This window comes from Paenibacillus koleovorans NBRC 103111 (assembly GCF_004000845.1).
GTDB lineage: Bacteria > Bacillota > Bacilli > Paenibacillales > NBRC-103111 > Paenibacillus_AA > Paenibacillus_AA koleovorans.
Genome location: NZ_BIMA01000049.1, coordinates 1 through 22452, shown reverse-complemented (window position 1 = coordinate 22452; position 22452 = coordinate 1). Strand labels below are relative to the sequence as shown.

Below are 22452 nucleotides of genomic sequence, written 5' to 3'. Positions count from 1 at the left end.
AAAATAAAGGACTTCACCCCGATTCGGAGAAGACTAAAGCTAGGAAGCTATTAAGGGGGTTACGCTTTGAAACGGCCCATCAAGATGTCGATATTGATGAAATTGATCGTTACTTTGCTTATCGTCTTATTGCCGTTCTATGCGGCGACCTTATGGTTGAATCGGGAAGGCAGCAACGATATTCGGCAAGAGATTACGAAGTCGGTTGTCAATAACAATCGGTTTTATATGCAATCCTTCGATCTCGAGCTGAGCCGAATCAATCAAGTGCTGAACAATTTTCTGATCGACAACGATTTACAGGATATCGGCAATTTTGTGTATGACATCGCCTCCTACGAGCGTACCGCCAAGCTGATCGCGATCCAGAAACGTCTTCAGCTCTTAAAGGCCTCCAGCAATCTCATTTCCGAAGTGTATGTGTATCTTCCCCTGATCGATCGCACCATGAGTACGACAGATTACGATATTCATAGATCGCCAGCCGAATTAACGGCGCTGTCCGCCAACCTGGATCCCTTTCATTTGGTTTCGTATGACAAGGAGCTGTATATGAGCACCCGATATCCCAGCAACATCTATGCGAACCGTCAGCCGGTGTTCGTCATCGGGGTCAAGCTATCGAAGGCGAACATCCAGACCAGTCTTCGCAACATTGTGGATCCGGAGCAAGGGGTTTCTGTGCTCTACGAGGATCCGACCAGCTGGATGACGGCCAGCACAACCGATGCGAAAGCAACGAGCCGGCTGCTGCCCCTCCTGCATCGAGTGGAGGATGTGAACGATGCGGCCGAGTCGATTACGTTGGGGAAGGAGAAGTACCTGCTATCGTTCAAACAGTCGGATAAGAGCAACATGACCCTCCTGACGATCATGCCTGAGGAAATCATACACGGCTCGCTTCAGTATTACGAGAAGTGGGCCTGGATCATGCTTGGAATGGCCGTATTCATTATCGTTGCATTCTCATACTCGCTGCTGCGCATCATTCACAAGCCGTTGCGGCAGCTCGTCGCCGCTTTTCGAAGAGTAGAGGAAGGGAAGCTGGAGCCGATCGTGACGGTGGAGCGGGTGGACGAGTTCAACTACCTCTATCATCGCTTCAACTCGATGGTCGGTCGGCTGCGGTTTCTGATTCATCAAGTATACGAAGAGGAGCTGCGCAATCAGCGGCTGTTGCTGAAACAATTGCAATCCCAGATGAACCCGCACTTCCTGTTCAACAGCTTCTTTATTCTCAAGCGCCTGATTCAGAAAGAGGATCCTGTGAAAGCCGTTCAATTCACCAGTTACCTGAGCGATTATTATCGATTCATCACGCGAAGCGGCCGCGATCATATTCCATTGGAGCTGGAGTTGCAGCATGTACACAATTATGCGGATATCCAGTCGATCAGCTACGAGGGGAGGGTCGGTATCGAAATCGATCCGTTCGACGCTCGCTATAGTCAGCTCTTAATCCCGCGCATGATTGTTTTACCTCTGGTGGAAAACGCTTTCAAATACGTCTTCCATACGACACCCAAAAAAGGCGAGCTGTGGATTCACGACAAGGAGATAGACGGAACCTATTGGCTCTGCGTCGAGGATAACGGCGATGTGCTGAGCGATGAAGAAATCGACGCTCTGCGAGGCAGATTGGCAGACGCGCAAGATCAGCAAGAGAGCACGGGATTGATCAATGTACACCAACGCGTCCAAATCGAGTTCGGCACGGGCAGCGGCATCGAGCTGTCTCGGTCGCAGCTGGGCGGCCTTTGTGTGGCCATTCGCTTGCAAGTGGACAAGCCGGGCGAGTAGAAACGAACGAGTAAAATATTGCAGGGGGGGTAAAGAAGTGAAGCTTGTTGCCCTTCTTGCCGCAGCCCTATACTTGAGGCAGATTCAGAAATTAACTAATAGGGGGATGCAACTTGCGAAAATTAGCGACCACATTAAGCGTGCTTTCGGTATTTGCCCTAGCGCTTACGAGCGCATGCAGCAGCGGAACGAATGGGGCGGATAAGAACATTGCGCCATCTGCGGATCCGTCGGCAAGCAAAAGTCCGGCACAGATGCCCATGGGCAAATACGACCCGCCGATTGAGTTGACCACCGTGCGTACGATCCAGCCGACTCAATACTTCAGCCCTGGCGAGACGATCGACAATAATGCCATCTATGATTACTACGCGGAGAAGCTGGGCGTCACCATCAAGAATAAGTGGACCGTTACCAAGGATTACGACACCAAGCTGAAGATTGCGATTGCGTCCGATGATTTGCCGGATTTCTTCCGGGTATCGCCTGTCGATCTGGTTCAATTGGTTGAGAACGACATGATTGCCGACCTGACTCAGCTCTGGAAGGATTATGCGACAGACGATCTGAAGAAGTGGGTCAGCTACGACGGCGGTATCCAGATGGCCTCCGCGACGTTCAACGGCAAGCTGATGGCCATTCCGCAGACGAGAAGCGGCTATAGCGCTCTGGGCCTTGTGTACATTCGCAAGGATTGGCTCAAGGAGATGAACCTGGCCGAGCCGAAGACCGTAGACGATCTACTGAAGATTTCCAAAGCATTCGCCGGGCGGGATACGGGCGGCAAAGGAAAAGCATACGGCCTGTTCATGGATAAGACGCTGCCGATCGCCAATTTCTTGAATATGTATCATGTATATCCGAAAATTTGGGTCAAGGACAGCGCGGGCAATCTCTCGTACGGCAGTATTGACCCCAAAATGAAGGATGCATTGGCTGCGCTGCAAAAAATGTTCAAGGAAGGTCAAATCGATCCGGAATTCGGTGTCAAGGACAGGCTCAAGGAAATGGAGCTGGTGGCGAACAATCGGATCGGGATGCTGTTCGGCCGATATTCGGATTCCGTATCGCTGACCGGCGCCGTCGTCGACGGCAAGGTAGTCCAGGAATGGGACGTCTATATGCTGCCTTCGATTGACTCCAAACCGGCCATGAGCCAGGCAACCGCCAATGTAACGAGCTATTTCGTGGCAAGCAAGAAATCGAAGCATCCGGAGGGCTTGATCAAGATCACCAATCTGTACATGGATTCGACGGTTAACAGCAATGCTGAGAACAGTGTCCTGACGTCCGGCAAAGAAAGAAGAACCGATCAGATTATATACGAGGTAAATCCGATTTACATGTTCGGTCAGCTGGGCCCTGTTGAGATGGGGCAATTGATCCCGAAGGCGGTAAAAGCCAAGGACCAATCCATCCTGAAAGGGCAGTGGGGAAATGTTTACAACAATATCATGAAATTCATGAACGGCGAAGTGAATCTGGTCAACTATGCCAACTATTTTAACGGCAACGAAAATGGAACGTTGGCCAAGGTTGCGCAAGGCTATGATCAGAAGCTGTATAAATTCGATGAATTTACAGGCGCCCCGACACCGACGATGGGGGACAAAATGGCAACCTTGCTAGCCAAGGAAGATGAAGTCATTACGAAAATCATCATGGGCTCGCTGCCGGTTGAAGCTTACGATGCCTTCATCAGCGACTGGAAGCGACTCGGCGGCGATCAAATCACACAGGAAGTGAACAAGTGGGCTAAGGGTAAATAAGACTTGGAATTTAGTCATCACGGCAAGGGGTGCACAGGTGGCACCCCTTTGCCGAATGGGAGGTGAGGAAGCTGCTCTTGCGAGGATTGAAACGAAACAGCCTGCTTGTGGGCGAGCTGCTTTTACGTGAATGGAAAAAAAATGCCCTGCTTCACTTGCTGATCTGGCCGGGCCTCATTATAGTAGTGATCTTTCAATACGTGCCGATGTTCGGCATCATTATCGCCTGGAAAAAGTTTATGCCTACCAGAGGGTTTTTCGGCTCTCCCTGGATCGGGTGGGATAACTTCACTTACGTTCTGAACATGCCGGATACCCCGCGGGTCATCAAAAACACGCTTACCATCGCCATCCTTAAGATGATCTTCGGTCAAATCGCGCCGATTATTACCGCTTTGCTCCTGAATGAAATGCGAAAAATGGTATTTCGCCGAATTTTTCAAACGATTGTATATTTTCCGCATTTCTTGTCATGGGTCATCATCAGCGGCATCATGATTGACATTTTATCACCGACAACCGGTTTCGTGAATCAGGTCATTACATGGTTCGGCGCCAAACCGATCTTTTTCCTCGGCGATAACAACTGGTTTCAGTTTACGCTTATCGTCTCGGATACTTGGAAGGATTTCGGCTTCGGTACGATCGTCTACTTGGCCGCTTTGACCAGTATCAGCCCTTCGCTATATGAGGCCGCGGAGATTGACGGCGCCAACAGGTGGCATCAAATGCTGTACATCACCTTGCCTGGCATTGTACCGATTGTAATTTTGCTTGCGACCTTAAGTCTCGGCAGTGTGCTTAATGCAGGCTTTGACCAGATTCAGAACCTGATCAGCCCGAGTGTGTATGAAACCGGGGATGTGCTGGACACGCTCGTATATCGTCTCGGTCTCCAGCAGTACCAGTACGGAGTTGCAACAGCAGTCGGTTTTTTCCGATCAGGCGTTTCGCTGGTATTGATCATGGTATCGTATTACTTGGCTCATCGCCTTGCCAATTACAGAATCTTCTAAGTAGGTGATGGAGTGTATTCTTATCGAAGCAGCGTTAGCTACCGGGTGTTTACCGTTTTCAATTATTTAGTGCTTTCCTTGCTTGCTCTAAGCTGCTTGCTGCCGTTTGTCCAAGTGCTCTCCGTTTCCTTAAGCTCGGCACAGGCGGTGTCGGCCGGACAAGTGAAATTGTTTCCCGTGGAGCTTACGTTCGCCTCCTACGAGAGCGTATTCGGAATGACAGACTATTTGCGAGCCTTTGGCGTATCGCTGAAACGGATCGTTCTAGGTGTGTCTCTTAGTATGCTGATGACCGTCATGATTGCTTACCCCCTTTCTAAAGAGTCTTCAACCTTTCGGATGCGAACCGTCTACGTTTGGATATTCGTCTTTACGACGCTTTTCCACGGCGGGCTTATCCCCACGTACATGGTTGTCAAGGAAATGGGATTGATCAACTCGATATGGGCGCTAGTGCTGCCTCATGCCGTTCCGGTATTCAACGTAGTGCTGCTGCTTAACTTTTTTCGTAGCCTTCCCAAGGAGATGGAGGAGTCGGCCAAAATTGACGGGGCCAACCACTGGACGATTCTGACGCGCATCTTCCTCCCGTTGTCGCTGCCGGCACTGGCTACGATTCTATTGTTTACTTGCGTCGGCCACTGGAACAGCTGGTTCGACGGCGTCATCTATATGAATAATCCCGAAGATTATCCGTTGCAGACTTACTTGCATATGAACGTCGTCACCAAAGGAATCGAGGAGATGACGCCGGAGGAAATGGAACGGTTCTTCCTTGTGAATGACCGAACGGGGAGAGCGGCGCAAATTTTAGTTGCCGCCCTGCCGATTCTGATGGTGTATCCGTTTCTGCAAAGATACTTCATGAAGGGGATTGTTCTGGGAAGCGTGAAAGAATAGCTCCTCACAGTACTGAGGGCTCAATCAGACGGAGGGTTCGATGAACAAAGGGAGCGGCGTTCAAATTCGGAGCGGTCCGAGCGACTGGACGATCATTCAGCAGCAGGAAGGCAGCGCAAACCTGGCCTTGTCCGGCACATGGGCTTTGCCTGCGCTGGAGAGCGGAGTTTTCTCCAATGAGCGCGTTCAGGTCAGAATCGTTCATGAATTCAGCAATCAGGTTGTTATTCCATGGACAAGATGCGAGCTCTATGGAGCCCAGGAATGGCGGGTCGTGCTTCAGCGAGTGCCCGCAGGCGGATTATATCGGATCGAGAGCGGTCTGATTGCCGATGTATCGGGCGGTGCCGTCACCAGAAGATCCACGCGCGGCGATATGATTCATCATCTTGGAGTCGGCGATTTGTGGGTGGTGGCCGGACAGAGCAACGCGGTCGGTTATGGGCAAGGGGCCATCTATGACCCGCCGACATTCGGCGTTCATTTGTTTCGCGACGGCAAATGGGATGTGGCGACTCATCCGCTCAGCAGCGAAAGCTTCTTTTGCGGCCATTCCCCGATGCTGTCGTTTGCTAAAACCGTGTATCGAGAAACAGGCTGGCCCATCGGGCTGCTGCAAACCGCCAGGGGCGGATCGCCTCTACGAAGCTGGAATCCATACGAGGAAGGCGATCTGTACGCCAATATGGTCCGCGTCGTGAAGCAAACGGGAGGAAAGGTGCGCGGAATCGTCTGGTATCAAGGCTGTTCCGATTGCAATCCCGAAGCTTCCGTCACGTATCTGGATCGTTTTACGCAAGTCGTAGATAGCTGGCGACGGGATCTCGGCGATCCGCTGCTCCCCGTGCTCACCGTGCAATTGAACCGGACCATGGGAATAGGCGGCATTTCGAGCGACAGCGGCTGGGGAACCGTACGCGAGGCACAGAGGCAAGCGGCACGGCGATTGGAGCAAGTGTATGTCGTGCCGGCCATCGATTGTCCGCTCTCGGACTTCATCCACATCAGCCCTGCAGGCAATGTGATCATCGGCGAAAGGCTGGCGAGAGCCGCCTTGTCGCTACTCGGCCGACAGAGCTGCTATCAGGCTCCGGACATCATGCGAATCGAACGGATGAAGGATGGAAATCACGGGTTCGTGTTGACATTTGACCATGTAGTCGGCGAGCTGTCCGTATTCGATCCGATCGGGACTCCGTTCTCCGTGGAGGACAGTCAAGGCAGAGTCGATCTTGTCCAGTGGCGAATCAGCGGCCGAGACGAAATCGAGCTCATCCTTGCGCGAGAGCCGGTTGGACGGGCTTGCATTCATGGCATGTACGAAAAAAATCCGAGCGTTGCTGCAGCCATCCCCGTAGACTTGGGTACCGGCTTGCCGCTGCTCGCCTTCTATAACCTTTCGGTGGACTAACCGGGAAAGGATCAGCCGGATGCCGAAACCGAATATTTTATTTCTTTACAGCGATCAGCATAACGCTCGTTGCCTGTCTTGCGCGCAGCACGACCAAGTGCTCACCCCGCATCTTGACCGGTTGGCGTTGGAGGGCACACGTTTTGTGAACGCCTATGCGAACAATCCGATCTGCACGCCGAGTCGGATCAGTGTATTGTCGAGCCTCTATCCTTCCACGCACGGGTACTATGGATTGTATGGTCCGGAACCGGTCGCTCCAATGACAAGTCTATTTCGTACTTTTAAAGAGAACGGGTATCGGACGGGTGCTCTCGGCAAGCTGCATACCCCGCGTTATTGGATTGAGAAGGATTGTCAGTTCGTCTATGACGAGTTTATTGAATTCCCTAAATATTTGGAAGGCGCAGGCCTCTACGAGCTGAACGACAACCGGGCATTTACCGGCAATCGGAACGGGGAAGCTTCCAGGCTGCCTTATGAGCATAGCTGCGAAGCGGCGCTTGCCAAACAGACGATCCGCTTTATTCGCAATGAAGGCGAAGTGTTGGATCGCGGGAAGGAAGCCGAACCGTGGCTTGCATGGGTCAGCTTTTCCCGGCCGCACCAGCCGTACACGCCGTCGCAGCCGTTTGCGGAGCTTTATCCGCCGGAATCAATCGTGCTGCCGCCGACCTATGAACTCGAGAAGGAAGAGATTCGGATCAAACGCGGAGAAATGCCGGAAACCAAGCTTCGCAAGCTGCTCAGCGCCTATTACGGACTCGTCAGCCAAGTCGATCATGCGATCGGGACGATTCTGGAAGAGCTCGACCGAAGCGGCAAGCTCGAGAATACGATTGTCGTTTATAGCTCCGACCACGGTGATTATGCCGGCGAGCACGGGCTCATGGAGAAGTCCGGGGGAATCAGTTATCGAGCGATCACGCGCATTCCGTTGATCGTGAGAATGCCGGCCGGGCCTGGCCTTGTAAACGATGAGCTTGTCGAGTCGGTCGATCTGTTTCCTACCTTATGCGAGCTTGCGGGACTAGAGACTCCGAATACGGTACAGGGAATCAGCTTCGCCCCGATTGTCAGAGGAGAGGCAGTGGCTCCCCCTCTGCGAGACAGCGTGCTGACCGAAAATGCGTACCGCAAAGCCATTGCAACTAAATCGTGGCGATATGTAGCGAATTTGGACGGAGAGCAGCCGGATGAATTGTATCATCTCGAGGACGATCCGTGGGAATTGCATAATGTGATCGATGATCCGAGCTATGAGGGGAAAGCGAAGGAAATGCTTCGGATGCTGCTGGACAGAGTTGTCCGCGCCCGCAAGCCGATCCATTCCATCAATGGAATGTGGCATCACCATCTATATGATCGCGACGGCCGCATGGATCTTACGCGAAATGCCGGCACGAACGCTTACTGGTGAGCGATAAGCCGGAAGGGGTGACACCAAGATGCTTCACGATCTCGAAGGTCAGGCAACTAGGAGAAATTCGATTTTTCGAAAACTGCTAGATTATACGCTTCCTTATTTCAATGAGGAAGGACGGTGGATAGGCAAAGATAAAGCACCCGATTTGAGAGAACGGCTTTGGTACGCGCTCTGTTATTTCGCCACGGGTGAACCTATGGCCGCGATAATGGCAAATCGGATCATAGCCGCGACGGAGTTCCGCGCCTGCCACTTCGCCCCCATGGCGGCGTTGCAGCTATTGACGGCTTATGGAGATCGCATGGAACCTGCCGCCCATTCTATCTTGGATGGCTATGCAAGGGGCAGGATCGATCATTTCATGGATGACGATCTCGATTTTCGTGGAGCCAACGACAATTTTGCTACAATGGGCGCTTACACTTTATTGGTCGGCGGAGAGTGGTTTAGTAGAACGGACTGCACGCAGAAAGGGACCGCCCGACTGGAGCAATTTCGAGCGCTGTTTACCCGACGCGGCTTCGCCTCAGAGTTCAACAGCCCGACCTATACGCCGTTCCAACTGCTGTGTATGGCGGAAATTGCCGAGCGGGCTAAGGATGTTGCCGTGAGGCAACTGGCCTTGCAGCTGGAAGAGCGGTTATGGGCCGATGTATGGAGCCATTACCATCCCGCGACGTTTCAGACGGCCGGGCCTTATTCCCGCGCCTATGAAGTCGACTCCACCGCCCATACGCATCAATCGCGGTTTGTGCTGTATGCCTTGATCGGCGATCGGCTCGCCATCAACCCGATGAATACGTTGTTCGCGACACCGCGTGGAAAAGCCGGAGAGCTTCTTCACCATAATTTGCCGTTTATGCAAGTCAGTACAGGCTGGCTCCTGCATACCACCTACCATTGTCCGGAGTCGCTGGTGGAGCATGGACTGGGCAAAACGTATCCCTATCGGGTTCATGGCACTTACGAATACGGCTCTTCAACGGATCATCCGCAGCCACCTTCACCGAACGAGTCCGACGATATCGTGGATATACCGGCGGGATACGGCGTTGCATCGACGTATATGACGGAGGATTATGCGCTTGGCGTCTTATCGCGAGAGTTTCGCACAGGTGTATTTACAGACTCCTTTCACCTGCTGTATCGGCGTACGAACGACGTGGCGGAGCAGCAAGATGTAGCCGTCGTTTATGCCAATTATGTCGTGAATGACAAGAAACCCGGCCAGACGAACGATTATGTCGAGCTCAACTGGCGCAATTGGTATTCGTCGGTATTGGATGAAGGAAGAAAAATCGGCCTGCACCACGATCGGACGGCCATGCTTTTGTACAAACCGAAGCTATGCTATCACAGCCAAGTGAGCAGCCTCAAGCTGTCCCTGTTGTTTCCTGCCCGGTACGGCACGGTTGAAGAGATCTGGCTGGGAGATCGCAGGCTGGAGCAGCTGGAAGGCGAAAGCCGGGAGCCGTGTCCTGTTTTCGTGAAAGATCGGCAGGTGTACATGGCTTTTTTTCCATTGATCTTTACGAATCATGGGTATGTTTCAGCGGTGAAATCGGAAATCGTAAATGATTATTTAACGGTGTCTTTTTATAACTATGAAGGGCCGCCTCGAGATTTTGCCAAAAGGGGACTTTTACTAACCGGGAACGGATTTATTGCGGAGGTTCGCAGCGAAGCGGAGCTAGGAGACTTCGAGACCTTCCGCCGTTTGTTCGCTCAGGCGCGTACGCAGGAGAAGTGGGCTTACGGCAATAAGATCACGCATATGAGGCACACGCAGTACGAAAGACCAGGCCTGCAAATGGAATGTGTCTGGAACCCGATCAGCGAAGGGATCAAATATGCCTCCATCAATGGCCGCATCCCCCAGGAGCCTACATTGTCAATAAGCGGCTTCCCTACGGAGAGCTTGCCTTTTATGAAGGAATAACAAGGAGGTAATCTTGGTGACACGGCTTAGTAACGATGCCCTGCAAGGGGTGTACGCTTTGCTATTGACGCCTTTCGAGCAAAGCGGCGAAGTGGATTGGAACGGGTATGAACGGCATGTGGAGTGGCAGCTGTCAAAGAAGCCTAATGGATTGTTTGCCGTATGCGGAACAAGCGAGATGAACTACTTGTCGCTCGAGGAGCGCATTCAATTGGCGCGTGCGGCTGTCCAGCGAGCAGGCGCAACGCCCGTGGCCGCAACCGTGAACTTGAATGACGACCTGGCTACCCATCTGGAGGAAATGAAACGGATGGAGGAAACCGGGATCGCGGCGGCCGTTCTTGTACCGCCTGACGGAATGGGGCAGGATCAGAGCCGGCTGCTTGAATACTACGCCGAAATGGCGTCCGCCTCGTCCATACCGGTTTTGTTGTACGAATGGCCTATGCGCCGCAATCATCTGCTGGATGCGGAAACCTATCGAGAGCTGGCCTTGAAGCACGGCATTAGAGGCGTGAAAGATACGACGTGTACGCGTGAGGGGATTGAAGCCAAGATCAAAGCGGCTCCCGAATCCGTAGTGTATCAGGCCAATATGGCCTATATGCTCGAAGCGATTGAGCTTGGAGCTAAGGGAATTATGGCGATCGTCAGCGCAGCGGCTGCGGACCTCGTCATCGAAATGTGGCATTCAGCCGGGACGGATGATAATCGAGCCAGGGAGCTTCACGTTAAGCTTGTGTTTCTCAATGCCCTGCTCTCCGGCACGCACCCGATGTCCGCGAAATATTTGGCCGCCTTGCGAGGGAGTACGATGGAGCTCCATTGTCGAAGCCTTAAGACCCCGCTCCGGGCGGAGCATAAGAAAGCGTTGGATGTATTTCAACAATGGGCCTTCCACTAGCAAGACGAGGAGCTGACGGAGGTAGACGGATGGACGAAAAGGAACGGCTATCGGGCCCGGTAATACTGGAAGGACCTCCTGGCTGGTCGATTATCCAGCAGTTGGAAGGCCGCGCAACCATTGAAGTTTCGGGTGTTTGTCCTTTACCTGACGGGGGTACCGGGAAGTATGACATTCAAGTCCGCCTTGTGGGCGAAGCCGATGCAGCGGTGATTGTGCCTTGGACATCCTGCGAGATACAAGGCCGTCAGGAATGGCGAATTTCCATTGCAGACATTCCTGTCGGCGGATTATACCGGTTGGAGAGCTGCTTGCGTATTTACAAGGACGAGGGCGGGCATCTGCCGGAAAAGTCCGTTCGAGGGGACATGATCCGCCATATCGGCGTTGGAGATTTATGGGTCATCGCCGGTCAGAGCAATGCGGCCGGATACGGACAAGGACCGTTCTTCGATCCGCCTGAGTTGGGTGTCCATCTGTTCGGGACGGACAGAAGATGGGACTTGGCCGTGCATCCGTTGAACGGAGAGGGGTTCAATACGGCTCACTCGCCCATGCTGCTTTTTGCCAAAACGATTTACAGGGAAACCAGAATTCCAGTCGGATTGGTTCAAGCCGCACGAGCGGGTTCTCCTCTCAAGCATTGGAATCCGGACGAAGAAGGAAGCCTGTATAGAAGCATGCTCGATCGAATTCAAGCTGTAGGCGGCCGGATCAGAGGAGTTGTGTGGGATCAAGGAAATTCGGACTGTTACGCCGATGCGGCGGAAACGTACCTGAAACGATTCGAATCCGTTGTGGAGTACTGGCGCCGCGATCTGGCCGATCCGAATTTGCCGGTGCTGACCGTGCAGATGAATCGTTCCATGGGAGCCGCTTATCCGAACAGCGATATGTTCTATGGGATGGTTCGCGAGGCGCAGAGACAGGCTCCGCTTCGAATTTCCGGCGTGTATGTCATTCCGGCCACCGATTGCGCTTTGACGGATGCGGTGCACCACAGTCCCGCGGGAAACGCGCTGATCGGGGAAAGGCTGGCCAAAACCGCTTTGGCGGCTGTCTATGTTAAAACACGACCCTATCATGCGCCAAGCTTGGTAGAGGCACGCTATCAATCCGAAGGCGCCGTCCATACCGTTAAGCTCGAATTTGATCATGTCAGCGGCCGACTACTGGCGAACAGCCTGCGAGGCAAGCTGTTTACTATCGAAGATTTTGCCGGCTCGGTGGAGGTTTCCGAATGGCGGATCACCGGTCGCGATCGGATCGAAATCACCGTTGACAGGCCGCTTGCCGAGCAAGCTTATATCCACGGTGCGTATGAGATGAATCCGTCCGCCTCCATACCGGTCGATTCGGACACTTATTTGCCTGTTCTGTCGTTTTATCGGCATCCGATCCAGTCAATCCATTCCAGAAAAGAGTGAATGCCAGATGATGGACACGAAGGTTTTGTTGACCGACGAGCAAATGGCCCAATTTATTACTAAAGGTTATGTGGTGCTCCGGAATGAGCTGCCTAGCGATTTTCATGAACTAGTGAGAAACAAAATCGATTATGTATGCAAGGAAGAAGGAAATCCGGGCAATAACTTTCTCCCACGCGTTCCGGAAATAGGCGAGTTTTTTGAGACGCCGGTTGTGAGAGGAGCCCTTACCAGCATCCTCGGACCGGATTATTTCATGCACCCTCATAACCATATGCACTATAACCGTCCGGGCAAAGAAAAACCGCAAAATTGGCATAAGGACGGCTATTGGTCCTCGATGCGCAGCCATCGGCCGTGGTGGGCGATGATCTTCTACTATACTCACGATGTTACGACGGAGATGGGACCGACCGCCGTCATGCCGGGCACGCAATATCACCAGTCGTTTATAGGGGAACAGGGCGTTGAAGCGCTGCCGGCCGGCAAAGCGGGCACGATGGTGCTCGCTCATTTCGACATCTGGCATCGCGGCTCGCACAACTTAACCGAGACGACCCGCCAAATGTTGAAGTTTCAGTTCGTCCGGCGGACGGCGCCGACAGCGCCAAGCTGGAACCATAAGAATGAGGAGCTGGTCCTGCCCGACGACTTGTCCTTTGGGCAGATCAACCTGTGGCAGGATGTGTGGGCATGGCTTCGGGGAAAGGAACGCATTGACGAACAACCGACAGTGGATCCGTCAGCGAATAACACCTCCCGGTTGGCGAATCTGTTGGATGATTCAGTAGAAATTGCGGCATTGAATGCCGCTTATGCTTTGAGCCATATGGGTGAGAACGGAATGAACGCTTTGTTCGGACAATTGACCGATGGATCGGAGAAAGCCGCTCTACGCGCCGCATACGGGCTTCAAGGCTGCGGCCGCCAAGCGGTACCCGGTTTGGTCGAGCGGCTCCGGCATCCGAATGAGAAGCGCCGGGCATTGGCCGCATTCGTGCTCGGCATGCTCGGCTCCGCGGCTCGCGAAGCGGTCTCCCCGCTGCTGGCGGCGCTTGCGGATGACAGCGAATGGGTTCGCCGCAATAGTATCGAAGCGCTCGGCATGATATCCGAGCCTGGGGATGCGGCCCTCATCGGGATTGCCAATGCATTGGAGCAGTCTTTACGGGACGAAGCCGTGGGCGGCTCCGACGCCAACTCCCACTCCATCCAGCCCTATATTCTGAATAAAATCGGATACACCTCCACGCTCAGCTTATCCAGACTGGCACGGAAGCAAGATGCAGACTTGATTGTCGGGGCTTTGAAGCAAGCGCTTGAAAGCCGAGATCGGTATGTCAGGGCTTATGCATCCGAAGCGCTCAGTTTATTACGCACCGAGGAAGCGCTGGAAGTGTTGTTTCGTTTTTTTAAAGTTTCCAGATGGTGCAAGGATACGCACAAGGCCAGCAATACATGAGGTCATCTAAGTGCTTCTCCAGGAGGCGGATATATGAACACGATGCAGTGCGGACCCCAATGGATTGCCGGAGCCATCTCGACGGAGCATTCGGAGAACGGTGTACGACCGTGGAGATTGCCTGTTCATCAATTGAGCTTATACGATCCGGGTTTGGCGGAAGATGCCGGAGTTCCCGCCGGTGTGCGAGTCGCCTTTGCGACGGATTCCCCGTTTATTGCCCTTCAGGTGCGTGCGATCGATAAGGAAAGACAATTCGATCTGGTTATCGGGGCTCAGCTTCGTTCAACGGCATTACTGCCTCCGGGTGAAGAGATCATTACATTCGATTTGCCTGCAGGTTTGATTCAAGCGGAAATCTACTTATCCAACCGATATCCGGTTGAAGTTCTAGCGATCTCCATAGCGGGTGGATCGGTTATCGAGCCGGTTCCCAAGGGAAGGCCGAGATGGGTAGTCTACGGAAGCTCCATTACGAAGGGCGGAGCGGCCTTCAGCCCGGCTCAAACATGGCCCTCCATCGTCGCCAGGCGGAAGGGATGGGATTTGACCTGCCTGGGATTCGGCGGACAATGTCATCTGGAGCCGATGATGGCCAAGCTGATTCGGGATTGGCCGGCGGATGTCATTTCGCTGTGCTTGGGGATCAATATCTACGGAGCCAAGAGCTTAAATTTAAGAACGTTTCGTTCCGCCGTGATCGGTATGATCTCGATTATTCGAGAAAAACATCCGAATACCCCGCTATTCGTCATGTCGCCGATTTATGCCCCCGACCGGGAAACGACGGAAAATCCGGCTGGATTGACATTGGTCCAAATAAGAGACGAAATTCGCGAAGCGGTTGACATTATGAAAGCTTACGGGGATGAATGGATTTTTTATTTTCACGGATTGGATATTTTCGGATCGGAAGATGCGGCTTACTTGTCGGACGGGGTTCATCCGAGTGCAGAGGGCTATAAGCTCCTGGGTGAACGGTATTTAAACTATCTGGATGAAAGGGGATTGGCCGGTGATCCAGCTTGAAAAACGGGAATGGTGCGAATTCTGGTGGGAGGAGACGGGGCCGAGCCCCAAAAAACGGATTTTGCTGATCGGGGATTCCATTACGAAAGGCTACTATCCCTATGTGAAAGAGAGGCTGCAAAACGAAGCGGTTGTCGACAAATTGGCTACCTCCAAGGCAGTGGGGAACCCTTCTCTCCTTCGTGAATTGGACTATATGCTCCGACATCCGATCGGTTACCGGTATGATGCGGTTCATTTCAATAACGGCTTGCACGGCCAGCATCTCTCCGTTGAAGAGTACGAAAGGGGGATGGAGGAAGTGATCCGATATGTAGTGGAAGCCGGTCCACCCTTCATCGTTCTTGCACTATGTACGCCAGTAACCGAAGTGAAAGCTCCGGATCGGCTGGATGCGAAGGTGAACGCGATGGTGATGGAGCGCAATCAAGCGGTACGGCAATTGGCAGCCCAATACGCGCTGTCGTTGAACGACCTTTACACGCCTATGCTTGGTCGAAGCGAGTACGGCGCCGGGGACGGTTATCATTTCAATGAGCAAGGCAGACAAGCGCAGGCCGAGTTGACCGCGCAAGCCATAATGGCAGCCATTGTTTAAGGTATGAGGTGAAGCTCCATGGCCTATTTTTCAATTCAAAAAACGCTCTCTCCGGACACGATTGAGGCTGCCGAACAGTCAGTGTCCCCATTAAATCAATATATTTCCGAGGTTTATCCTCCTGAAAAAGGGTTTCGTCTTCTCGTTTGGGCTAGCGATATGCACATTCATAAAACAGATGGTTATTCTTGCAGGATTGGAGCCTTTTATCAAGATCGCGTGGATACAAGAAGACAATTCACGCTTGCCCTGCATGAGATGAATGCCCTGGCTCTAACCCCTGAATTACTGATTTTAGGCGGGGATATAAGCGACAAAGGGCTTGCTGAAGAATTTCTGGCTTTCGACTCTATCATGAAGCAAGGGATCTATTCGGTACCGACTATCCCTCTGTTCGGAAATCATGATAATCCAGGGTATACGCCCATAAATCCTGAAATAATCCGAATGTGGTCCCAAGTCCAACAACCTGGATGGCCGGATCTCCTGGATCCCAATGAATTTTATTAATGGGAGCTAATCGATCGTTGCGAGCAAGTGTTAGGTGTGTTCTCCGGACATGTTCATCTGCCGAGAGTGTGGCAATATCGTAGAAAATGGTATGGTACGTTCCCATCCATTGCATATGGTATCGGTGCCGGTACAGGCTGGGGCGGAATCATACTAAATGCTGAAGTTATTGCTGCGGTTTTTTATAAAGAGTTGTTCGGCGAAAGCTTTGATTCCTTTTATGGACTAACCGAACAAGCCGGGAAGTTTGCTTTTATGTCACCGGAATTGTTCCAGAATCACCGTCTATTCAATCCCTGCTATTGGCCTTGGGAGCCCGATCCGTTGAAGCGCGATTAAGGATTGAATCTATTCGTTACATGAAAGGGATGAGATGTCCATCATGGGAGTTGTATCTTATAACATAACGGCATCGGATAAAGAGACGTTTGATCGAGACGGGTACTGGATCAGTCCGAAGCTGTTGGATGACGAGACGATCGAGCGTCTTCGCGCCGCACATGAGCGCATCTGGAAAAAGGACTATGACGGGGCCGGCCATGCCCTTCATCCCTTCAAGCTTTCCGACAATCCGTTCGCCCTGCGTAAATTCGATAACGGCTGGTGGATCAACGACGAAGTTCGCGATGTCGTCACCGACCCGAATTTAGGCCAGATGGCCGCCGAGCTGCTGGGCGAGGACGAGATTCGACTGTGGCATGATCAAGTCATCTATAAGCCGGGTGCTTCCGGTCAAGAAACCAATGCCGGCAATGTGGGCTGGCATCAGGATTACGGCTATTGGCGTGCAAGCAGCACATCGAATATGGTAACCGTATGGATCGCCTTGCAGGACACAGACTTGCATAATGGCGGAATGATGACGATCTTGGGATCTCACAAATGGGGTGCGGTGGAAGGAAGCGATACGTTTTTCGAGCAGGATATGACCAAGCTTAAGCAGCGGTTCGCCACTCGAGATTGGGTGGAGGAGCCTTGTATTCTAAAAGCGGGTCAAGCGAGCTTCCACCACGCCCTCACATTCCATGGCTCGTCCACTAATTATTCGGATTCGCCCCGGTTATCGGTTGTCGCTCATCTCATGCCGGGAGATACGTATTACAGGGAGGGCAGAGCGAGCCATGACAACGTTCGTCTACTCGGCCCGCGACCGCAATTCGGACAACGATTTGATAATGAGTACTTCCCCTTGCTGTATTCCAAAAAGTAAGGTGCGTTTCATTTGCGCAAGGGAGGGAGCATCAATCATTCTCAAACAGGTTACCGTCTACCGCGAATCCGGACGTTATGCCGGTTGGCCGGCCAATTACGGCATCTGGTCGTGGGGAAATGAAATCGTGTTCGGGTACACAGTGGCTATCACCTGGAAGATGAAGTTTATCACGCCAGAGATTGCTCTAAACCCTTCGTTACGATGCAAGCTCGCAGCTTGGACGGCGGGACTACTCGGCAAACCGGGAATTTTCCCATATGGACTCCGCTCCATAGGGGGTTCTCGGCAGAAGAGCATATGGAGCCTCGGTTGAGGATTGGGAGCTTGATGATCGGCGATGCCGCTCCGATGCCCTCCGACGGGGATATGGATTTCACCCATCCGGATTTCGCCATGTTATGCGCCAGGACGCATTTGTCGGAGGGAGCCAAGTCGTGGTTCTACACTTCGACGGATTGAGGCCGCTCGTGGCAAGGACCCTTCACCCTGCCAATGTTCTCGCAGAAGGGTGTTGCCGCACGGACTGATTATTTGGTGACGGGACCGAAGGAGCTGATGCTTTTCTTAACCGCGACCAAAGAAAACGGAGAGGAAGGACGGGTATTCTGCGCGCGATCGACGGCTCCCGCAAACAAACATACGGCATTATGGCTCCGCGACCCAATAGCGTTATGAAAACACCTTATTACACCAACACCGGCATTCCTAACAAAAATAGCGATACGCCTCACCTTATTTTGTACCCGGGCGGACCCCAAACGGCCATTTCGGGACAAATAACGCTGTGGCGTAACGCTATTTTGCTGCTAAACCTGATTTTTCGACGGATAGCGTTATGCCATCACCTTATTTTTTGGGTCGCACCTATGAACTAGCTCGCCGGTTAAGCCGGATACGCCTCCATATAGTCGGCTACACGCCCCTCGATACGCGCCATAAAGCCGTCGTACTGGTGCAACCCCTCTGCATGGTACCGCTTGATCCAATCCACCCAGTCGGTCACGATCTCCTGCGTCTCCGCCATGATGCGCTCCTTGGACCAGTCGGGGAACACCGCCTTGATCCACGCGAGACCGAACGAGATATGGCCCGACTCGTCGGCCCAGTCGTAGTCGCAGTCCTGCGCGCCTTCGAGGTCATGCTGCTCGGTAAGCTCGAGCTTCATCTTCGACTTGTTGAGCGGTCCCTTCTGCTCGAGACCGTGCAGCAGGAGCAGCAGGCTGCCCAAGCCGCGGTGGCTGTACGTACGCCAGTGGTCGGGGACCATCGGGTAGTCGACGCCGATCTCGAAACCCATCGCCGCGAGCCGCTGCTCGCCCATCATCGCATGGCGCATCTCGTCGTAGCACCAACGCGCGGCGTTCAAGTACAGCGGCCACGCGAGTCCTTTGTACGCCCATATCAATGCTGCAGGCGTCTCGGCCGCCCATACTTCGTTGGCGTGGTCGATGGCGATCCAGACTCGACGTTCGATCGGGTTGCGGGGCTCGCGAGGCGGCACCTGCATGACCGCCGGCGACCAGGACGGCTCGCGCCCGCCTTCGGACGGCACTACGTAGTCCGGCCGGCCGAAATAAGCGGCGAACGCCTCGCCCGGGTCGCGGTCCGGCCCGAACACGCCGCCGCAAGCGGCCAGCAGCCCCGTCAGCTCTTGCGCTGCGGCAGTAGTGCTCGAGGATGCGCCTGCTGTCAGGGTGGAAGCAAGAGCTTCATATTCGTGCAGCTCCATCTCCAGCTCAGGCAATATCCGCCCGAGAACAATATGCGAGGGGGCGTCGTCCAACGGATCGCTCTGAGCGAGATAGGCTCGCAGCGATTCGAGCAGAGCCGGCTTGATGACGGTGTAGACGAGGCTTAGAAATTCAGCATCCGAAGACGCATTTGGCAGCTTCTCGAGGACTCGGATCAGATGACGGTCCGAGTCCTCATCCACGTCGACACGCGGATAACGAAGCTCGAGCGTCCGCGTGCGCAGCCAGTCCGCATGCACGGCGTCGAGCCAAATATGTTTGGCCAGCATCTTTTTCCCCGGCCAGGACTGCATCTTGACCATGTAGCCGGCCATCGAACGCATGGACTCCTTGACAATTCGGTAACAACGGCGCATCATTTCACTAGCGGTATCTACATCTCGGAGCAGGAACGTATGCATGTCAGGATTCTCCTTTACGTAGTAAGGTTGTGCAACGATCTATGACACCATCTTAGCAACGATGCCGCCGGGAAGGAATGTTCGCCATGACCAAGTTGATGGACTATACGATCAGTTCGCTTCCGATCCGCATCGCAGAGCTGACGGTGGACCCGTCTCGGCTGCGCATCGCCGGCGTCCATATTTTGCAGATCGGGCACTTGCCCGGCCGCAAGCTGCGGCGAGTGGAGGCGCTGTTCGATTGCTGGGCGCTGGCCTATATTGCCGGAGGCCGCGGCACGTTCCGCGTCGACGATGGTCCGACTCAGACGCTCGGACGCGGAGCAGTATTTTTCGTCTACCCGGGCGCGTCTTTCAGCTATGGACCCGAAGAAGGCGGCACATGGGAGGAGTACTATGTCCGCTTCCAGGGAGTCCGCGTGGAGGAATGGCTGCGATGCGGCTTGATTCGGCGCGGTGCGGCGGAGCAGCTGCGGCTGGGGGCCGCCGGAACCGAAGCCGCTGACACCGCGATCATCGGTCGGTTGAACGAGATGCTGGACCGCATGGAGAGCGGTTCGGCGGAAGAAGCCGATCGTGCGGCCGCGCAGCTCGAGTCGCTGCTGCTGGAGCTCGCTCAGCGGCTTGCCCGGTCCCAGCCTTCGCTCACCCGCAGCGGCACCGCCTCGGACGTGCTGAACTACATGGCCGACCGGCTGCAGGAGCCCTTGGAGGCGGAAGGCATCGCCGCTGCCAACCACATCTCCGTGCCGACTTTGCGGAGATTGGTTAGCAAGCAGACGGGCTACTCGCTGCACGAGTATTTGCACCGGCTGCGCGTAGCGGAGGCGAAGAAGCTGCTGCTGACGACGGATATGCCGGTCAAGGAAATTGCCCGGCTGCTGCAATACGACGATCCGCTTTATTTTTCACGCGTATTCAAGCGGATGGCGGGCGTCTCGGCAAGCGAGTTTCGCACAAGTCTGTGAGGCAGCAGGATTTTCCCCGGTCAAGTCGAATTTTGTAGCAGGATAGTACATTTGAGCCTTCAACTAACGGAGCTGAGAGCAAGAAAGGGGAGCAAGTCATGTCGGACTGGCTGCATTTATGGACGGAGAACGAAATTCCGCATCGCAATGGAGAGGGAGAGGAGGATACCCCGGCGATCATGAGCTTCTTGCTAGACGCGCCGAACGAGGGACGCAGGGCTTGTGTCGTCGTATGTCCCGGCGGCGGTTATTTCTTAAGAGCGGGTCATGAGGGCGAGCCGATCGCCAGGTGGTTGAATTCGATCGGACTGAGTGCGGTCGTCCTGCGCTACCGAGTCCAGCCTTACCGCTATCCTTCGGCTTTGCGGGACGCCCAGCGAGCGATTCGGTATGTGCGGAACGAGGCGGAAGCTTGGGGGATCGATCCGGAGAAAATCGGCATTCTCGGTTTCTCCGCCGGGGGCCATCTCGCAGCCAATGCTTCGGTAGACAACGACCAAGGGCAGCCGGAAGCGGCGGATCCGATCGAACGGCACAGCAGCAGGCCGGATTTTCAAGTTTTGTGCTACCCGGTCATCAGCTTCGGCGATGCGTTCGGGCATAAGGGCAGCATGTACAATTTGCTTGGAGAGGAGCCCGATCCGGAGCTGGCCGAATTTTTGTCGCTGGAGCGGAGGGTGACGCCCGAGACGCCTCCTGCCTTTCTGTGGCATACGGCTGACGATGCAGGAGTGCTCGCGGACAACAGCTATGCGATGGCGATGGCGCTGCGGGCGAATCAAGTCGCGCATGAGCTTCATGTTTTTGAGAACGGCAAACACGGGCTTGCGCTGTCCGAGGAGCTGCCGGATGTGGCCGAATGGACGAAGCTGTGCGAGCGTTGGCTAGCCAGACGCGGTATGACATCACCGGTCGATGGGCATAAATGATAGCCAGATAAGCAAGGTTTGCGCCATGCGGTTCATATGCGGTCAGAACGATCCCTTGTATAATTCAAGGCGAGACTATACAAGCCCAATTGGAGGTAACCCATATGAAACAGGATAAAATCGGATTGCAATTGTACACCGTACGGGAAGAAACGGCCCGCGATTTCCAAGGCGCGCTTCGCCGCATCGCCGAGATCGGCTACCAGGGCGTGGAGTTCGCCGGCTATGGCGGCATGACCGCCCAGGAGCTGAAGAGCTTGCTCGACGAGCTCGGCATGGTCTCGATCGGCAGCCACGTGAGCTTGGCCCGATTGACGGAGAATTTGGCGGAAGAGATCGAGTTCAACGCCACGCTCGGCAGCCAATACATCATTTGCCCTTGGCTCCCGGAAGAGATGCGCGACAGCGAAGCGTTTGCGAATGTAATTCCGGTGTTCGAGCAGATTGGTCAAGAAGTGCGGAACAACGGGATGACGTTTGCGTACCATAACCACGCGTTTGAATTCGAAAGCAAGATCGGCGAAGAGTTCCTGTTCGACGCGCTGTTCTCCAAGACGGCGCCTGAAGCGGTACAAGTCGAGCTCGATCTGGGTTGGGTGCAATATGCAGGACTTTCTACATTAGAGTACGTGGCCAAATACAAGGGGCGGCTGCCGCTGCTGCACCTCAAGGATTTCCGTCAATCCGCGGCAGGCGGACAAATCGACACGGTCGAAATCGGCAAAGGCGATCTCGATATTCCAACGGTTATCGAGGCTTCGCGTGCCGCCGATGTCGATTGGCTGATCGTCGAGCAGGACCGATGCCAGCAAAATCCTCTCGACAGCGTAGCGGAGAGCTTCCGCTGGCTGCAAGCGGGCGGCTACGCGTAACGCCGCCCGCCTGACAGTCGCACGGCGTCGCGGCGGAGCCGCCGTGCGACTGTTGACCGCGGCGGCGCTAGTCGCCGCGGTGCTCGCGGGCTGCGCCGGGCCGGGCGGAGCGCCCGGCGCAGCCGGG

At 54.1% G+C, this 22452-nt stretch carries 19 protein-coding genes; 18 read left to right on the top strand and 1 reads right to left on the bottom strand.

Annotation, left to right across the window (positions count from 1 at the left end):
• The first annotated feature begins 66 nt into the window (after positions 1-66).
• The 15 genes from PKO02S_RS17200 to PKO02S_RS32425 all read left to right on the top strand — a co-directional run bounded on the left by PKO02S_RS17200 (position 67) and on the right by PKO02S_RS32425 (position 17863).
• Entirely contained in the window at positions 67-1800 is a 1734-nt protein-coding gene (locus PKO02S_RS17200; RefSeq protein WP_127585074.1) for a sensor histidine kinase, read from the top strand.
• A gap of 113 nt (positions 1801-1913) precedes the next feature.
• Positions 1914-3569, top strand: a complete 1656-nt coding sequence (locus tag PKO02S_RS17195; RefSeq protein ID WP_127585072.1) for an extracellular solute-binding protein — start codon at positions 1914-1916, stop codon at positions 3567-3569.
• A gap of 77 nt (positions 3570-3646) precedes the next feature.
• Complete coding sequence (locus tag PKO02S_RS17190) at positions 3647-4585, top strand: ABC transporter permease (RefSeq protein ID WP_373865215.1); 939 nt, start codon at positions 3647-3649, stop codon at positions 4583-4585.
• 12 nt (positions 4586-4597) lie between these two features.
• Positions 4598-5485: a carbohydrate ABC transporter permease gene (locus tag PKO02S_RS17185; protein WP_127585070.1), complete on the top strand. Its 888-nt coding sequence runs from the start codon at positions 4598-4600 to the stop codon at positions 5483-5485.
• 40 nt (positions 5486-5525) lie between these two features.
• Entirely contained in the window at positions 5526-6896 is a 1371-nt protein-coding gene (locus PKO02S_RS17180; RefSeq protein ID WP_127585068.1) for a sialate O-acetylesterase, read from the top strand.
• 19 nt (positions 6897-6915) lie between these two features.
• Positions 6916-8316 (top strand): sulfatase-like hydrolase/transferase, encoded by a 1401-nt coding sequence (locus tag PKO02S_RS17175; protein ID WP_127585066.1) that lies wholly within the window; start codon positions 6916-6918, stop codon positions 8314-8316.
• A gap of 202 nt (positions 8317-8518) precedes the next feature.
• Complete coding sequence (locus tag PKO02S_RS17170; protein WP_127585064.1) at positions 8519-10261, top strand: DUF8769 domain-containing protein; 1743 nt, start codon at positions 8519-8521, stop codon at positions 10259-10261.
• Positions 10262-10277: 16 nt separating this feature from the next.
• Positions 10278-11165: a dihydrodipicolinate synthase family protein gene (locus PKO02S_RS17165; RefSeq protein WP_164821511.1), complete on the top strand. Its 888-nt coding sequence runs from the start codon at positions 10278-10280 to the stop codon at positions 11163-11165.
• Between the two features lie 29 nt (positions 11166-11194).
• The gene (locus PKO02S_RS17160; RefSeq protein ID WP_164821510.1) at positions 11195-12592 is read left to right on the top strand and encodes a sialate O-acetylesterase; all 1398 of its coding nucleotides are present in this window, start codon (positions 11195-11197) and stop codon (positions 12590-12592) included.
• 7 nt (positions 12593-12599) lie between these two features.
• On the top strand, positions 12600-14054 hold the full coding sequence (locus PKO02S_RS17155) for a HEAT repeat domain-containing protein (RefSeq protein WP_127585058.1): 1455 nt from the start codon (positions 12600-12602) through the stop codon (positions 14052-14054).
• A 33-nt stretch (positions 14055-14087) separates the two neighbouring features.
• Complete coding sequence (locus tag PKO02S_RS17150; RefSeq protein WP_127585056.1) at positions 14088-15083, top strand: SGNH/GDSL hydrolase family protein; 996 nt, start codon at positions 14088-14090, stop codon at positions 15081-15083.
• Positions 15070-15681: an SGNH/GDSL hydrolase family protein gene (locus PKO02S_RS17145; protein WP_164821509.1), complete on the top strand. Its 612-nt coding sequence runs from the start codon at positions 15070-15072 to the stop codon at positions 15679-15681. The genes PKO02S_RS17150 and PKO02S_RS17145 overlap by 14 nt, the downstream gene beginning before the upstream one ends.
• Before the next feature lie 18 nt (positions 15682-15699).
• Entirely contained in the window at positions 15700-16191 is a 492-nt protein-coding gene (locus PKO02S_RS17140) for a metallophosphoesterase family protein (RefSeq protein ID WP_127585052.1), read from the top strand.
• 382 nt (positions 16192-16573) lie between these two features.
• On the top strand, positions 16574-17401 hold the full coding sequence (locus PKO02S_RS17135; RefSeq protein WP_127585050.1) for a phytanoyl-CoA dioxygenase family protein: 828 nt from the start codon (positions 16574-16576) through the stop codon (positions 17399-17401).
• 312 nt (positions 17402-17713) lie between these two features.
• On the top strand, positions 17714-17863 hold the full coding sequence (locus PKO02S_RS32425; RefSeq protein WP_164821508.1) for a hypothetical protein: 150 nt from the start codon (positions 17714-17716) through the stop codon (positions 17861-17863).
• 424 nt (positions 17864-18287) lie between these two features.
• Here PKO02S_RS32425 and PKO02S_RS17130 read toward each other — a convergent pair whose 3' ends face one another.
• A complete protein-coding gene (locus PKO02S_RS17130) occupies positions 18288-19556 on the bottom strand; it encodes a hypothetical protein (RefSeq protein WP_127585048.1) in 1269 nt (422 codons plus the stop codon).
• Positions 19557-19642: 86 nt separating this feature from the next.
• On the opposite strand from PKO02S_RS17130, the gene PKO02S_RS17125 reads away from it, so the two are divergent.
• The 3 genes from PKO02S_RS17125 (at position 19643) to PKO02S_RS17115 (ending at position 22325) form a co-directional block, all read left to right on the top strand.
• Positions 19643-20524: an AraC family transcriptional regulator gene (locus PKO02S_RS17125; protein ID WP_164821507.1), complete on the top strand. Its 882-nt coding sequence runs from the start codon at positions 19643-19645 to the stop codon at positions 20522-20524.
• 98 nt (positions 20525-20622) lie between these two features.
• The gene (locus PKO02S_RS17120) at positions 20623-21453 is read left to right on the top strand and encodes an alpha/beta hydrolase (RefSeq protein ID WP_127585044.1); all 831 of its coding nucleotides are present in this window, start codon (positions 20623-20625) and stop codon (positions 21451-21453) included.
• Between the two features lie 104 nt (positions 21454-21557).
• Positions 21558-22325, top strand: coding sequence for a sugar phosphate isomerase/epimerase family protein (locus PKO02S_RS17115; RefSeq protein WP_127585042.1), 768 nt, complete (start codon positions 21558-21560; stop codon positions 22323-22325).
• Positions 22326-22452 lie beyond the last annotated feature (127 nt).